The organism is Actinomycetes bacterium (assembly GCA_036000965.1).
In the GTDB taxonomy this organism is placed as follows: Bacteria; Actinomycetota; CALGFH01; order CALGFH01; family CALGFH01; genus DASYUT01.
Map to the genome: position 1 here is coordinate 29,851 of DASYUT010000020.1, position 12,905 is coordinate 42,755.

Here is a 12,905-nt window from a genome sequence, read left to right on the forward strand (position 1 = left end):
CCATGAGCGGGGCCGGTCATCCGTCACCCATGCCGCCTCCGCCCGGCGTGACGACGGTCACCACCGAGCCCTCCTCCAGCTCGCGGCTGGCCTTCGGGGGGAGCTCCTCGCCGTCGAGGAGGTTCCGGCCAGGCGCGCCCGGCTCGCCGCCGCGGGCGCCCGCTGGGGCGTGGCGGCGCCGGTCGGTGAGCAGGGAGAGGCTGGCCGGCTCGAGGACCCGCACGGCCCGGACGACTCCGTCGCCGCCCCGGTGGCGTCCGGCTCCGCCCGACCCGTACTGCAGCTCGTAGCGCTCGACCCGCATCGGGTACTCGAGCTCCAGCGCCTCGATCGGCGTGTTGAGCGTGTTGGTCATGCCGACGTGCACGCCGGAAGGGCCGGGACCGGCACTGGAGGCACCCTGCCCGCCAGCGATCGTCTCGTAGTACGTCCAGCCCCGCCCGCCGATGACGAGGTTGTTCATTGTCCCTTGGCCCTGGGCGGGCAGGTCGGCGCAGCGGGCCAGGGCGGCCAGCACGGTGTCGGCCACCCGCTGGCTGGTCTCCACGTTGCCGGCCACCACCGCCGACGGGGAGGCGGCGTGCACCAGGCTCCCCTCGGGGGCGAGGATGGTGAGTGGCGCGTAGGTCCCGGCGTTGGCCGGGACGTCGTCGGGCAGCAGCACCCGGAGCGCGAAGTAGCAGGCCGAGCGGGTGACCGACAGCGGGCAGTTGACGTTGCCGGCGACCGCGTCCGCCGTGCCGTCCAGGTCGATGGTCATCTCGTCGCCCGCCACGGTCACCGTCACCTTGATCGGGATGTCGTCGTCGGTCACGCCGTCGCCCTCGATCTCGCTCTCGGCGGTGTACTCGCCGTCGGGCAGGGCCTCGATCGCGTCCCTGGTGCGCCGCTCGGCGTAGGCGATGACCTCGTCGAAGGCTTCCAGCACCGTGTCTCTGCCGCGGCGGCCCACCAGCTCGGCCAGGCGCTCGCCGGCCAGGCGGTTGGCGGCGATCTGAGCCCGGAAGTCGCCCCGGCGGAGCGCTGGGGTGCGCGAGTTGGCCAGGATGAGGTCGAACACGTCGCGCACGTACTCGCCGTCCCTGACCAGCCGGACGGGCGGGATGACCAGCCCCTCCTGCCAGATCTCGCGCGAGTCGCTCGGCATCGACCCCGGCCGCATCCCGCCGATGTCGGAGTGGTGCGCGCGGGTCACCGCCCAGCCCATGGCCTCACCGTCGACGGTGAGCGGGGAGACCAGCGTGACGTCGGGCAGGTGGGTCCCGCCCGAGTAGGGGTCGTTGACGGCGAAGACGTCGCCCGGCCCGGGGTCGCGGGCCATCACTGCGGCCACCGCCTCCGGCATCGCGCCGAGGTGGACCGGGATGTGCTCGGCCTGCGCGACCATCCGCCCGCGGGCGTCGAACAGGGCCGTCGAGCAGTCCCGCCGCTCCTTGATGTTGGAGGAGTAGGCGCTACGGACCAGCAGCGACCCCATCTCCTCGGCGATGGTCGTAAGCGCGCTCGTTAGGACCGACAACGTCACACCGTCCATCAGACCTCCTCGGTGCGCTCGAGGACCAGGGTGCCGACCTCGTCCAGGGTGGCGCGCCAGGTTGGTCGCAGCAGGAGGGTCGCCTCGGCGAGCTCGACCACGGCCGGGCCGTCGAGCTTGGCGCCGGGGCCGAGGCTGCGGCGCTGCACCACCTCGACCTCCCGCCACTTGCCGTCCAGGTTGATCTCGCGGCGGCCGGGCTCGCGCCCGCTCTCTGGCGCCTCGGCCCGGACCTCGGGCTTGTCGCCGGGCACGGTGGCGACCAGCCGGAGGCTGACCAGCTCGACGGTCTCGTCGTCCATCCGGAAGCCGTAGCGGCGCTCGTGTTCCACGTGGAACTGTTCCTCCAGCTCCTCCCATCCGCCGGCCCCGACGGTCAGCTCGAAGGACTGGCCGCGGTAGCGCAGGTCGGCCTGGCGGTCGAGGTCGGGGCCGGCGAGGTCCTGGCGAGCCTGCTCCTCCATGGCCCGGAAGGCCCGCTCGGCCTCGCCCGGGTCCACCTCTGTGAGCGGGCCGAGCAGCGGCCGCACGTAGTCGCGGCGCAGGTCGGAGATTGCCAGGCCGAGGGCGCTCAGCACCCCGCTCGCGGCCGGGACGAGCACCCGCCCCATGCCCATCTCCTCGGCCAGGGCACAGGCGTGCAGGCCACCCGCGCCGCCGAAGGCGACCAGGGTGAACTCGCGCGGGTCGAGGCCCCGCTCGACGCTGATGACCCGCAGGGCGCGCACCATCTCGGCGTTGGCCACCCGCACGACCCCGAGGGCGACGTCCAGGGTGTCCCCCCCGAGCCGCTCGCCCACCCTGGCCAGCGCCCGCTCGGCCAGCGCCCGCTGGAGCCGCAGCTCTCCGCCCAGCTCGGCGCCGTCGGCCAGGTAGCCGAGGAAGAGGTTGGCGTCGGTGACGGTCGGCTCCTCGCCGCCTTGGTCGTAGGCGGCCGGCCCGGGGTCGGCGCCGGCCGACCAGGGGCCGACCCGCAGGGCGCCGCCCTCGTCCACCCAGGCGATCGAGCCGCCGCCGGCGCTGACCGAGTGCACGTCGACCATGGGCAGCTTGATCGGCACCCCGGCGACGACCGACTCGGTGGTGGTCTGCACGTCGCCGCCGAGCACGGGCGCCACGTCGGTGGAGGTGCCGCCCATGTCGAAGGTGAGCAGGTCGTCGTAGCCCGACAGCTTGGCCACGTAGGCGGCCCCGACCACCCCGCCGGCCGGGCCGGACAGCACGCAGCTGGCCGCGTGGGCGGCTGCCGCGCCGACCTCGATCACCCCGCCCGAGGACTGCATCACCAGCGGTGCCGGCAGCCCCCGCCCGGTCGCCTCGCCCGCCAGTCGCTCGAGGTAGGCGGCCAGGCGCGGGGTCAGGTAGGCGTCGGCCACGGCGGTCGAGAAGCGCTCGTACTCCCGGAACTCGGGCAGCACTTCCGAGGAGAGCGACACGGCGACCCCGTCCAGGTCCGCCGCCTCGCGCAGGGCCTGGCCGACAAGGCGCTCGTGCTCGGGATGCAGGAAGGAGAAGAGCAGGCAGACGGCGACGGCCTCGACGTCGGCGTCACGCACGGCGGCCACAGCGGCGGCCAGGCGCTCCTCGTCGAGCGGGACGACCTCGCCGTCCGGGCCCATGCGCTCGGCCACGGTGAAGCGCAGCTCCCTGGGTACCAGCGGAGGCGGGCGGTCGGCGGTCAGGTCGTAGAGCGACGGCCGCTGTTGGCGCCCGATCTCGAGCACGTCGCGGAAGCCCTCCGTGGTGACCAGGGCGGTGCGGGCCCCGCGCCGCTCGAGCAGCGCGTTGGTGGCCACCGTGGTGCCGTGGGCGAACGCGGCCACTCGACCCGGGTCACCCAGTCGTGCCGCCTCGACCGACCTGAGCACCCCCTCGGCCTGGTTGCGGGGGGTCGACGGCACCTTGGCGGTGACGATCCCGCCGTCGACCAGGGCGACGAGGTCGGTGAAGGTACCCCCGACGTCGATCCCGAGTCGGACGTCGCTCATCGGTGCCCCTGTGTCGCTCATCGGTGTCCCTGTCCGGTAGCTCCGCGGATCCACCACACGATGGCACAGGCGCTGTTGGCGGGCCGTGGAGGGCTCGCTCCCTCGCCCCGGCTGCCGGCTACCGGTCAGGCCAACACGCCGAGTGCGCGGCGCGTCAGCTCCTCCTCGGCCTCGACGATCTGGCGGTCGAGCTCCCTGGCCATGTGGCCCAGCAGGTCCCAGCCCTCGTCGGCTGCCTTCTGGACCCGGCGCCGCAGCCACCCCATGGCCGAGGCCTCCAGCGTGGCCAGCTCGCCGTCGATCTGGGCCAGGCGCTCCCTGGCCCGGTCGATCGTGCGCATGGTGCGCTCCAGGTCGGCAAGGGTGGTGGTGCCGACCACCGCGTCAGGGCTCCGCTCCCAGCGCTCGAGGAGGCGGCGCAAGGCGGCGACGTCACCCCGCTCGTAGGCGTGGTTGGCCTCCACCATCAGGTTCGTGCGCCGCTCGCGCTCGGCCTGGTTGGCGGCGAGGTCGGGGTGGATGCTCCGCGCGAGCTTGCGGAACAGGCGCTTGGCGATCTCGTCGACCGTCGAGCGCTTTGGCGGCTCGGCCGGGCCGCCGCGCTCGCCCCCCGCCCAGGCCCAGTTCTCCCCGCACTGCCCATCCTGGTCGCGGTCTGCGGACGGGGCCTCGCCCTCGGCCAGCGGGGGCGGGGCGTCGGCGTCGCGCTCGGCCTCGAGCCGGTCGGTCAGCTCGTCGAGCCGCGCGTAGCGGGCGCCGAGCGCGCACCGGTACTGCGTCTCGAACGCGGCCAGCTCGGCCTGGAACACGGCCAGCACCAGCTCGCGCTCTGCCACCTCCACCTGCACGACCTTGAGCTCGACCTGCTTGCGGAGGAGCAGCTCGGTCTCGGGGCCCTGTTGCCGCTCGAGTGCGCCCGTGGTCTCCACCCTTCCGATCGTGTCGCTTGCCATGGGCGGGATCATATCGGCATCCGGTGTGGTTCCCCGGGCCGGCCTCGCGCGCTTCAGCGAGATCGGCGGGCCGGCGCGCTCACACCTCCAGGTCGGCCACCAGGTCGGCCACCGAGTCGACGATCCGCGAGGGACGGTAGGGGAAGCGCTCGGCCTCGGCCCGGCTGGTGACCCCGGCCAGCACCAGGATCGTCTCCATGCCCGCCTCCATGCCGGCTACGATGTCGGTGTCCATGCGGTCGCCGATCATCACCGTGGACTCCGAGTGGGTGTCGATCGCACGCAGCGCCGACCGCATCATCAGCGGGTTGGGCTTGCCCACGAAGTACGGCTGCACCCCGGTGGCGCGGGTGATCAGGGCGGCAACCGCGCCGGTGGCGGGCAGCAGGCCGGCCGGCGAGGGCCCGGTGGGGTCCGGGTTGGTGGCGATGAAGCGGGCCCCGGCGTGGACCAGCCGGATCGCGCGGGTGATGGCCTCGAAGCTGTAGATGCGGGTCTCCCCGAGCACCACGTAGTCGGGGTTGCGCTCGCTCAGGACGTAGTCGATGGCGTGGAGCGCCGTCGTCAGCCCGGACTCACCCACCACGAAGGCGGTCCCGCCCGGCAGCTGGTCGTGCAGGAACTTGGCGGTGGCCAGCGCCGAAGTCCAGATGCACTCCGGGGGCACCTCGATGCCGGTCAGGCGCAGCCTGGCCGCGAGGTCGCGGGGCGTGTAGATCGAGTTGTTGGTCAGTACCAGGAACGGGATGCCCGCCTTCCGGAGCCGGGCGACGAACTCGTCCGCCCCGGGCACCGGCTGCTCCTCGTGGACGAGTACCCCGTCCATGTCCATGAGATAGCTGGTCGGCCGATCGCCACGGTTGCCTGCTGCCACCGGACGCTCCTCTCCAGGCTGCGGGGGAACCGGCTCGACGCACTGTAGCCGAGCCGCGCTGCCACGACCGGGAGGGCGCAGCAGAGGGAACAGGACGCCCCCAGGAGGCGTTCGAGGGGACGCGACCATACCCCGCCGACGGGCCAGCCGAGAGGAGCGCGCATGCCTGCCACGAACCGGCACGCGACCCGGCACTGGCGGGCCGAGCATCACCCCGTCGTCCGGTCGTTCCAGCCCCGCGAGGAGCAGCTATGGTGCTACGAGGACGAGGTGCCGGTCGAGCCGCGCTGACATCGGGGAGCTGGCATGGCTGAGCTGGGCAGGTGGGCAGGGTTCGCGCTCGGCCTGGCGCTCGTCGGCGGGACGTTCATCAGCGTGGTCGCCACCATCGTGCTGCCCAAGGGCGTCAGGTCGATCATCGCCTACACAGTCTGGCGGGCGACCAGCAACGCGTTCATGGCCGTGTCCGACCGGCTGCGCAGCTACGAGGCCAAGGATCGGCTGCTCGGCCTGCTCGGCCCCGTCTCCCTGCTCACCCTGCTCGCCGTCTGGCTCCTGCTCGCCTTCCTCGGCTACGCACTGGTGTTCTGGCCGCTGACCGGCGACAACCTCATGACCGCCTTCCGGCTGGCCGGGTCGTCGCTGTTCACCCTCGGCATCGCCTCCTCGCCCAAGGGGGCGGCCACCGTGGTGACGTTCGTCGCCGCCGCCACCGGGCTCATCGTGGTCGCCCTCGAGATCGGCTACCTGCCGACCATCTACGGCGCCTACAACCGCCGCGAGACCCTGGTGAACATGCTGGAGAGCCGGGCAGGCGAGCCGGCCTGGGGCGCCGAGCTGCTCGCCCGCGAGCAGCTCATCGGCGGCCTGGACTCGCTCGGGCCCTTCTACACCGACTGGGAGCGGTGGGCCGCCGACCTCACCGAGTCCCACGTGAACTACCCCTGGCTGCTGTCGTTCCGGTCGCCGTACCCGCTCCGGTCGTGGGTGGTCAGCCTGCTCGCGGTGATGGACGCGGCCGCGCTCCAGCTCGCGCTGGCGCCGTCCACGGCGCCCTCGGCGGCCCGCCACTGCCTGCGCACCGGCTTCCTCGGCCTGCGAGCCCTGGCCGGCGTGTTCGGGTTCAGGGTGTCCTCCGACCCCCGGCCCGACGACGACATCATGCTCACCTACGAGGAGTTCGACCAGGCGGTCGACCGGCTCGAGGCCGTCGGGTTCCCGGTGGAGCGGCCGCGGGAGCTGGCCTGGCGGCACTTCCGCGGCTGGCGGGTGAACTACGAGCCGGCCGCCTACTTCCTCGCCGACCAGGTCGTGGCCGTGCCAGCACCCTGGTCGGGCGAGCGCCGCAGCGTCCGCTCCGAGCAGCGGGTGGAGCCGGTCCGGCCCCGCCACCGCAGTCCCGACGACCCCGAGGGCCGCACCGCCCTGCTCCCGCCCCGGCCGGGCCGCTCGCGCGCCGACGGCCAGCCGCCACCCTGAGGTCCGGCCGGGGGTCCGCCCCGGCCGGGCCGCTCGCGCGCCGGTGGCCAGCCGCCACGCTGAGGCCAGCCGCCACGCTGCGGTCCGGCCGCCACGCTGCGGTCCGGCTGGCGGTCGCCCCGGCCGGGCCGGAAACCTCCTGGCGGACTGCCGGGGATGGCTGTCACTCTGGCTCCATGACCCATGTCCTTGACGCCCGGGGGCTGGTGAAGGAGTACCGTCGCGGCCGGGCCGTCGACCACGTCGACCTCGCCGTCCGAGAAGGCGAGCGCGTCGCGCTGCTCGGCGCGAACGGCGCCGGCAAGACCACCACCCTGCTGATGTGCCTCGGGGTGATCGAGCCGGACGCCGGCACGGTGGTCATCTGCGGCCACCGCCTGCCCAAGGGCCGCAGCGCGGCGATGACCCACGTCGGCTTCGCCGCCGGCTACCTGCCGCTGCCCGAGCGGCTGCGGGTGCGGGAGTACCTGCGCATGTACGGCCAGCTCTACGGGCTCGGCGACCCCGAAGCGCTAGCCGCCAAGGGGCTCGAGCGCTTCGGCGTCGGCCACCTCGACGTCGCCATGGGCACCGAGCTCTCCTCGGGCCAGAAGACCCTGGTCGGGATCGTGAAGGCGACCATGCACGACCCCGAGCTGCTGGTGCTCGACGAGCCCACCGCCTCCCTGGACCCTGACGTCGCCTGGCGGGTGCGCACCGGCCTGGCCCGTCTCTGCGACGAGGAGGGGACGGCGCTGCTGGTCACCAGCCACAACATGCTCGAGGTTGAGCGGATCGCCGAGCGGGTCGTGTTCCTGGCCGGCGGCCGCATCGTGGCCGACGGCCCGCCCGCCGAGGTGGCGGCCGGCTTCGGCCAGGGCGACCTGGAAGAGGTCTTCCTGCATCTGGCCAGGGAGCGCGAGGCGCGCGAGCACCAGGAGGGGGCCCGCCCGTGAGCGCGGTCCGCGTTTCCGGGCGGCGGGCCCCGCTGCTGCGCATCCGGGCGGTCGCCCGCAGGCACGCCTACACGCTGTGGCGCAGCCCGCACCGGCTGTTCGACGTCACCGTCTGGCCGCTGGTGGACACCGTGCTGTTCGGCTCGATCGGGATCTTCTTCGCCAGCCAGGGGGGCCCGAGCAGCGGCGCCCAGGCGGCCGCAGGCTACCTGCTGGCCGGCATCGTCCTGTGGCACGTCGTCTACCAGGCCCAGATCGCGGTCGCGACCGGCTTCCTTGAGGAGACCTGGTCGCGCAACCTCCTGAGCCTCATGGTCACGCCCCTCCGGGAAATCGAGTTCGTCGCCGGGGTGGCCCTGTTCGGGCTGATCAAGCTCGTCCTTGGCGTGGCCGTGGTCGCGCTCAGCGCGCTGGCGTTCTACGCGTTCGACGTGACCAGCCTCGGCCTCGGGCTGGTGCCGATCGCCGCGGTGCTGCTGGTGGCCGGCTGGGCGGTGGCGCTGTTCGTGATGGGGCTGGTGCTCCGCTTCGGCAACGGGGCCGAGGCGTTCGCCTGGGGGATCTTCTTCGTGGTGATGCCCTTGTCCGGCGTGTTCTACCCGCTGAGCGCGCTGCCCGCGTTCCTCCGGCCGGTGAGCGTGCTGCTCCCCACCACCCACGCGTTCGCGGCCGGCCGGGCGCTGGTCGACGGGCGCGGCATGGACTGGGGCGCGCTGGGCCTCGCCACCGCCACCACCGTGCTGGTCTCCGCCGCGGCCCTCGCCTTCCTGGTCTGGATGCTCCGCCTCTTCCGCCGCCGCGGCTACATCACCCGCTACACCTGAGATCCTCCTCTGCCTGTAGCACAGGCAGAGGATTCCCGTGCCTGTAGCACAGGCAGAGGATTCCCGGTTGCCTCTCCGGGTGGTGCTTTTTGACCCTCAGACCAGGCGGCGGTCGGTCGCCCAGCGGGTCAGCTCGTGGCGGCTCGAGAGCTGGAGCTTGCGCAGCACCGAGGAGACGTGGGTCTCCACCGTCTTCACCGACAGGTGCAGCCGTCGACCCACCTCCTTGTAGGTGTAGCCCCTGGCGATGTGGCGCAGGACCTCCTGCTCCCTGGCGGTGAGCTGGTCCAGCTCGGGGTCGACCGGTCCGTCGAGCCGTCCCCGGAAGGCGTCGAGGACGAAGCCGGCCAGGCGAGGGGAGAAGACCGCGTCGCCGTCGCGCACCCGGCGGATGGCGGCGGCCAGGTCGGCCGGGGAGATCGACTTGGTCACGTAGCCGCGGGCGCCGGCCCGGATCACCGCGATGACGTCCTCGGCCGCGTCGGACACCGACAGGGCGAGGAAGCGGACCTCCGGCCGGGTGCGCTGGACCGCCTCGATCACCGACCGCCCGCCGCCCCCTGGGAGGTGCACGTCGAGCAGGACGACGTCCGGCTCGGTCCGCCCGATGCCCTCGACCGCGGCGTCCACGTCGCCGCCGTCCCCGACGATCTCGAACTCCGCGCCCAGCTCGGCGCGCAGGCCCGAGAGGAAGAAGCGGTGGTCGTCGACGAGGAAGACCCGCGTGCGGCCCGGGGCAGGGCCCGAGGCTGACGCCGCGCCCTGGCCGGCGGGCCTCGGAGCCCCGGCCGCCTGGTCCTCCCGGCTGATGGCTCCGCCCTCCTGAGTCATGGGGTCTCCCTGGGGATGCGGAGGTGGACCTCGGTCCCCTCCCCGGGCTCGCTGGTGATCACCGCGGTCCCGCCATGCCGTCGCATGCGGCCGCGGATCGACTCGGCGATGCCGCGCCGGTCCTCGGGCACGGCCTCGGGGTCGAAGCCCTTGCCCTGGTCGCGGACGAACGCGGTGATCGTGTCCGGCTCGGCCTCGACGTAGACCGAGACGAGCTGCGCGCCCGAGTGCCTCGCCGCGTTGATGGCGGCCTCCTGGCAGGCGTGGACGATCGCCCAGGCCCGCTCGTCCATCGGGCCGTCGCCCACCACCACCACGTCGACCACGACGTTGTGGAGCTGCTCGACCCGGGTCGCGACCGCCTCCACCGCGGCGCTCAGGCGCTCCTCGCCGGCTGGCGCGTCGCGCCCGTACAGCCAGGTGCGCAGCTCGCGCTCCTGGCGCCGGGCCAGGGTGGCGACCTCGGGCGGCGCGTCGGCCCGCTGGATCAGGGCCAGCGTGTGGAGCACCGAGTCGTGGAGGTGGGCGGCCATCTCCGCCCGCTCCTCGGAGCGGATGCGCTCGCGCCGCTCGTCGGTGACCTGGCGGGCGAGCCGGGCCATCCACGGCCCGAAGATGAGCGCGATCCCGGCGGCGGTGACCGCGACCGACAGGGTGACGTTGCGGACCGCGGCCAGGGTCAGGGCGTCGTTGGCGGCCAGGAAGACGGCCATGCCGCTGCAGACCAGCAGACCGCCGAAGGCGATCCTGGGGAACGACACCCGGCCGGTGAACAGCGACTCGAGCGGGTTGCCCGGGATGCGGGAGCCGACCGCCGCCCACCGCGCCCGGTCGGTCGAGCCGCTGCGGGTCCAGATCACGGCGAACCCGGCCGCGGCCAGCGCGACCGGCCAGACCAGTGCGTCGCCGAACCAGAGGCCGGCCTCGCGGAGCAGGAGCAGGACCCCGAGCACGATGCACCCGAGGGCGACCGCCTGCCTGAGCGTCGGCTCCTGGCGGGCCGGCGCCGCGGCCGGCTCGTCCTGGGGCTCGTGGCTGAGCGCCCAGCCGGCCAGGTAGAGGGCGACCCCGGCGCCGCCGGCCAGGGCCAGCACCACCAGCGCGGTCCGGACGAGCACCGGGTCGATGCCCAGCCGCTCGCCGAGGCCGGCGGCGACGCCGGCCACCACCCGGTTGGTGGCGCTGCGCTGGAAGACCAGGGCGTCACGGCGGCGGGACGGCGCGCCGTCCCGGCCCGCGTCCTGGTCCGGGGAGTCGCCGCTCGTGACGCCCACGGTCGGTCTCGTGACCCCTGCGGTCGGTCTCGTGACCCCTGCGGTCGGTGACGAGTTCTGGTTGATGGCGCCCCTCCTCGGTGGTGCCAGGGGCTGGCGACGGTGCCGCCACGTTCCTGACGATGTTCTCACGGGGCCTTCCCCGGGACCATCGGTGATGACCCCCAGCGGCTTCACGGCGGATCCGGGATGCTCGGGGGACATCCCCGATGGTGGCGGCGCGCGCGGAGGCGGAAGCTCTCGCTATGAGAGTGCCGCACGGCTAGGCCGTGCGCCCGGCAGCGAGGATGCAAGGATGAGCGAAGAGGACGCCGTGACCGAGCGGATCGCCGCTCGGGAGCCCCGACCCGGCGGTGCGCGTGCCGCCGACACCGAGCAACTCGGCGGCGAATCGCTGCCGGCCCGGGAGGCGCCCGCCGGTGGGGCGTTCGCCGGCCCGCCACCGGGCGGTGCCGGCGGCCCGGACGCACCACCAGGCCCGCCCCCGGGCGGCGGCGGCCCGGACGCACCACCAGGCCCGATCCCGCCGTCTGGCGAGGCCGGTGGGCCGGGCCCGACCCCGCCCCCTGGTGGTGGCGATGAGCCGGGCGTGCCGCCCGGTCCGCCGCCGCCCGGTCCGCCGCCGCCCGGTCCGCCGCCCGGGTGGGGCCCGGCGGCCGCCGGGCCGGGCCAGCGGCGGCTCACCCGGCGGACGGACGGTCAGGTGCTCGGTGGGGTGGCGAGCGGGCTCGGCGCGTACTTCGGCGTCGACCCGCTGCTGTTCCGGGTCATGTTCGTGGTGCTCACTCTGGCCGGGGGCACCGGCTTGGTGCTGTACGCGGCGCTCTGGATCCTCCTCCCTCCCGCAACCGGCGCCGAGTCGGTCGGTCAGACGGTGCTCCGCCGGCCGAGCGCCCGGGCCTGGGTCGGCGTCGCCCTGCTCGGCCTCGCCGCCCTCCTGCTCTCCGGCGCGATCGGGTTCCAGCGTCCGGGCATCGTCTGGGCCCTGGCCCTGATCACCATCGGAGTGCTGCTGTTCCGCCAGGAAGCGACTGGCGGGCCGCCTCCGGTTGGCCCGTCCGACCCGGCGCGCCCCGACCAGATGGGACCCGGGCAGACAGACCGGCCCGGCCCGGCCGGCGGGCCGCCGCCCGGTTGGGGCGCGCCGCCGCCAGCCGGTTGGGGCGCGCCGCCGCCAGCCGGGTGGGGCGGGGGAGCGGCCGCGGCCGGATGGGCGCCCGCACCTCCGGCCGGATCACGCCCGTCCCCGCGTACGTGGGGCGTGCCGCCCCCTGGCGGCCGGGGCAGCCGGCGGCCGCCGTCGGTCCTGGGCCTGCTGACGGTCGCGGTGGCGGTGCTCGCCGTCGGGGTGGCGGCCCTGCTCGACAACCTCGGGGCGGTCGAGATGACCCTCGGCCGGTCGCTCGCGCTGTTCCTCGTGGTGATCGGCCTCGGCCTCGTGGTCGGCGCCTGGCGGGGCTGGTCGGCCGGGCTGGTGATCCTCGGGCTGCTGATGGTCCCGACCGTGGCCGCGGCCAGCCTCGCCGACGTGCCGTTCCGCGGCGGCGTCGGCGACCGCTGGATCCAGCCGCGGTCAGCAGCCGAGATCCGCCCCGACTACCAGCTCGCGTTCGGCAGGCTGACCGTCGACCTGCACGAGGTGAGGTTCGGCGAGGAGCCAGCCCGGATCCGGGCCGGCGTCGGCATGGGGGAGGTGGTCGTGTACGTGCCCGAAGGCGTGCCCGTGGAGGCCCACGGCCGGACCGGCGCCGGCCAGGTGGAGCTCTTCGGCCGCGTCGAGGACGGCATCCAGGTCGAGCTGACCCAGATCACGGCTGGCTCAGAGCGGGCCGGGCGCCTCAGGCTCGACCTCAGCGCCGGCTACGGCGCCGTGCGCGTGCTCAGGTGGCCGCCCCCGCCAGGGACACCCACACCACCGATCCAACCCCAGATCCAGGAGATTGGCTGATGCGACGGCATGCGCTCGACCCGTTCTCACTGGTCGTGGGACTCGCGTTCATCGGGATCGGACTGGTGTTCCTGTTCGGGGACGACGACCTCGTGGTGCGCCTGCGCTGGGCCTGGCCGATCCTGCTGGTGAGCCTCGGCCTCGGGGTGATCCTGAAGCTGGCCCTCCCTGGCGAGCGCCGTGAGGCCGCGACCACAGCCGGCCCTCCGGACACCGCGACGGCCGAGCCCTGGGCCGCGGCCGACCCCTACCTCGACGCGGGCGC

General features: G+C 74.3%; 12 protein-coding genes. 6 read left to right on the top strand and 6 right to left on the bottom strand.

Annotated elements, in window-relative coordinates; genetic code table 11:
- Positions 1 to 16: 16 nt before the first annotated feature.
- From VG276_01060 to VG276_01075, 4 genes are all read right to left on the bottom strand, one after another.
- Entirely contained in the window at positions 17 to 1,534 is a 1,518-nt protein-coding gene (locus VG276_01060) for a hydantoinase B/oxoprolinase family protein (protein HEV8648003.1), read from the bottom strand.
- Positions 1,534 to 3,522 (bottom strand): hydantoinase/oxoprolinase family protein, encoded by a 1,989-nt coding sequence (locus VG276_01065; GenBank protein HEV8648004.1) that lies wholly within the window; start codon positions 3,520 to 3,522, stop codon positions 1,534 to 1,536. Before VG276_01065 ends, VG276_01060 begins: the two co-directional genes overlap by 1 nt.
- 125 nt (positions 3,523 to 3,647) lie before the next feature.
- Positions 3,648 to 4,475: a J domain-containing protein gene (locus VG276_01070; GenBank protein ID HEV8648005.1), complete on the bottom strand. Its 828-nt coding sequence runs from the start codon at positions 4,473 to 4,475 to the stop codon at positions 3,648 to 3,650.
- Positions 4,476 to 4,554: 79 nt separating this feature from the next.
- Positions 4,555 to 5,307: an HAD-IIA family hydrolase gene (locus tag VG276_01075; protein HEV8648006.1), complete on the bottom strand. Its 753-nt coding sequence runs from the start codon at positions 5,305 to 5,307 to the stop codon at positions 4,555 to 4,557.
- A gap of 204 nt (positions 5,308 to 5,511) precedes the next feature.
- On the opposite strand from VG276_01075, the gene VG276_01080 reads away from it, so the two are divergent.
- The 4 genes from VG276_01080 to VG276_01095 all read left to right on the top strand — a co-directional run bounded on the left by VG276_01080 (position 5,512) and on the right by VG276_01095 (position 8,587).
- Complete coding sequence (locus VG276_01080; protein HEV8648007.1) at positions 5,512 to 5,640, top strand: UBP-type zinc finger domain-containing protein; 129 nt, start codon at positions 5,512 to 5,514, stop codon at positions 5,638 to 5,640.
- A gap of 15 nt (positions 5,641 to 5,655) precedes the next feature.
- The gene (locus tag VG276_01085) at positions 5,656 to 6,828 is read left to right on the top strand and encodes a hypothetical protein (GenBank protein HEV8648008.1); all 1,173 of its coding nucleotides are present in this window, start codon (positions 5,656 to 5,658) and stop codon (positions 6,826 to 6,828) included.
- Between the two features lie 176 nt (positions 6,829 to 7,004).
- A complete protein-coding gene (locus VG276_01090; GenBank protein ID HEV8648009.1) occupies positions 7,005 to 7,763 on the top strand; it encodes an ABC transporter ATP-binding protein in 759 nt (252 codons plus the stop codon).
- Entirely contained in the window at positions 7,760 to 8,587 is an 828-nt protein-coding gene (locus VG276_01095) for an ABC transporter permease (GenBank protein ID HEV8648010.1), read from the top strand. Before VG276_01090 ends, VG276_01095 begins: the two co-directional genes overlap by 4 nt.
- Positions 8,588 to 8,683: 96 nt before the next feature.
- On the opposite strand, the gene VG276_01100 is transcribed toward VG276_01095, so the two are convergent.
- Positions 8,684 to 9,418, bottom strand: coding sequence for a response regulator transcription factor (locus VG276_01100; protein HEV8648011.1), 735 nt, complete (start codon positions 9,416 to 9,418; stop codon positions 8,684 to 8,686).
- The gene (locus VG276_01105; protein HEV8648012.1) at positions 9,415 to 10,692 is read right to left on the bottom strand and encodes a PspC domain-containing protein; all 1,278 of its coding nucleotides are present in this window, start codon (positions 10,690 to 10,692) and stop codon (positions 9,415 to 9,417) included. The genes VG276_01100 and VG276_01105 overlap by 4 nt, the downstream gene beginning before the upstream one ends.
- A gap of 295 nt (positions 10,693 to 10,987) precedes the next feature.
- On the opposite strand from VG276_01105, the gene VG276_01110 reads away from it, so the two are divergent.
- On the top strand, positions 10,988 to 12,640 hold the full coding sequence (locus VG276_01110; protein HEV8648013.1) for a PspC domain-containing protein: 1,653 nt from the start codon (positions 10,988 to 10,990) through the stop codon (positions 12,638 to 12,640).
- The coding region (locus tag VG276_01115; GenBank protein ID HEV8648014.1) for a hypothetical protein at positions 12,640 to 12,905 on the top strand (266 nt) is incomplete at its 3' end. The genes VG276_01110 and VG276_01115, both read left to right, overlap by 1 nt.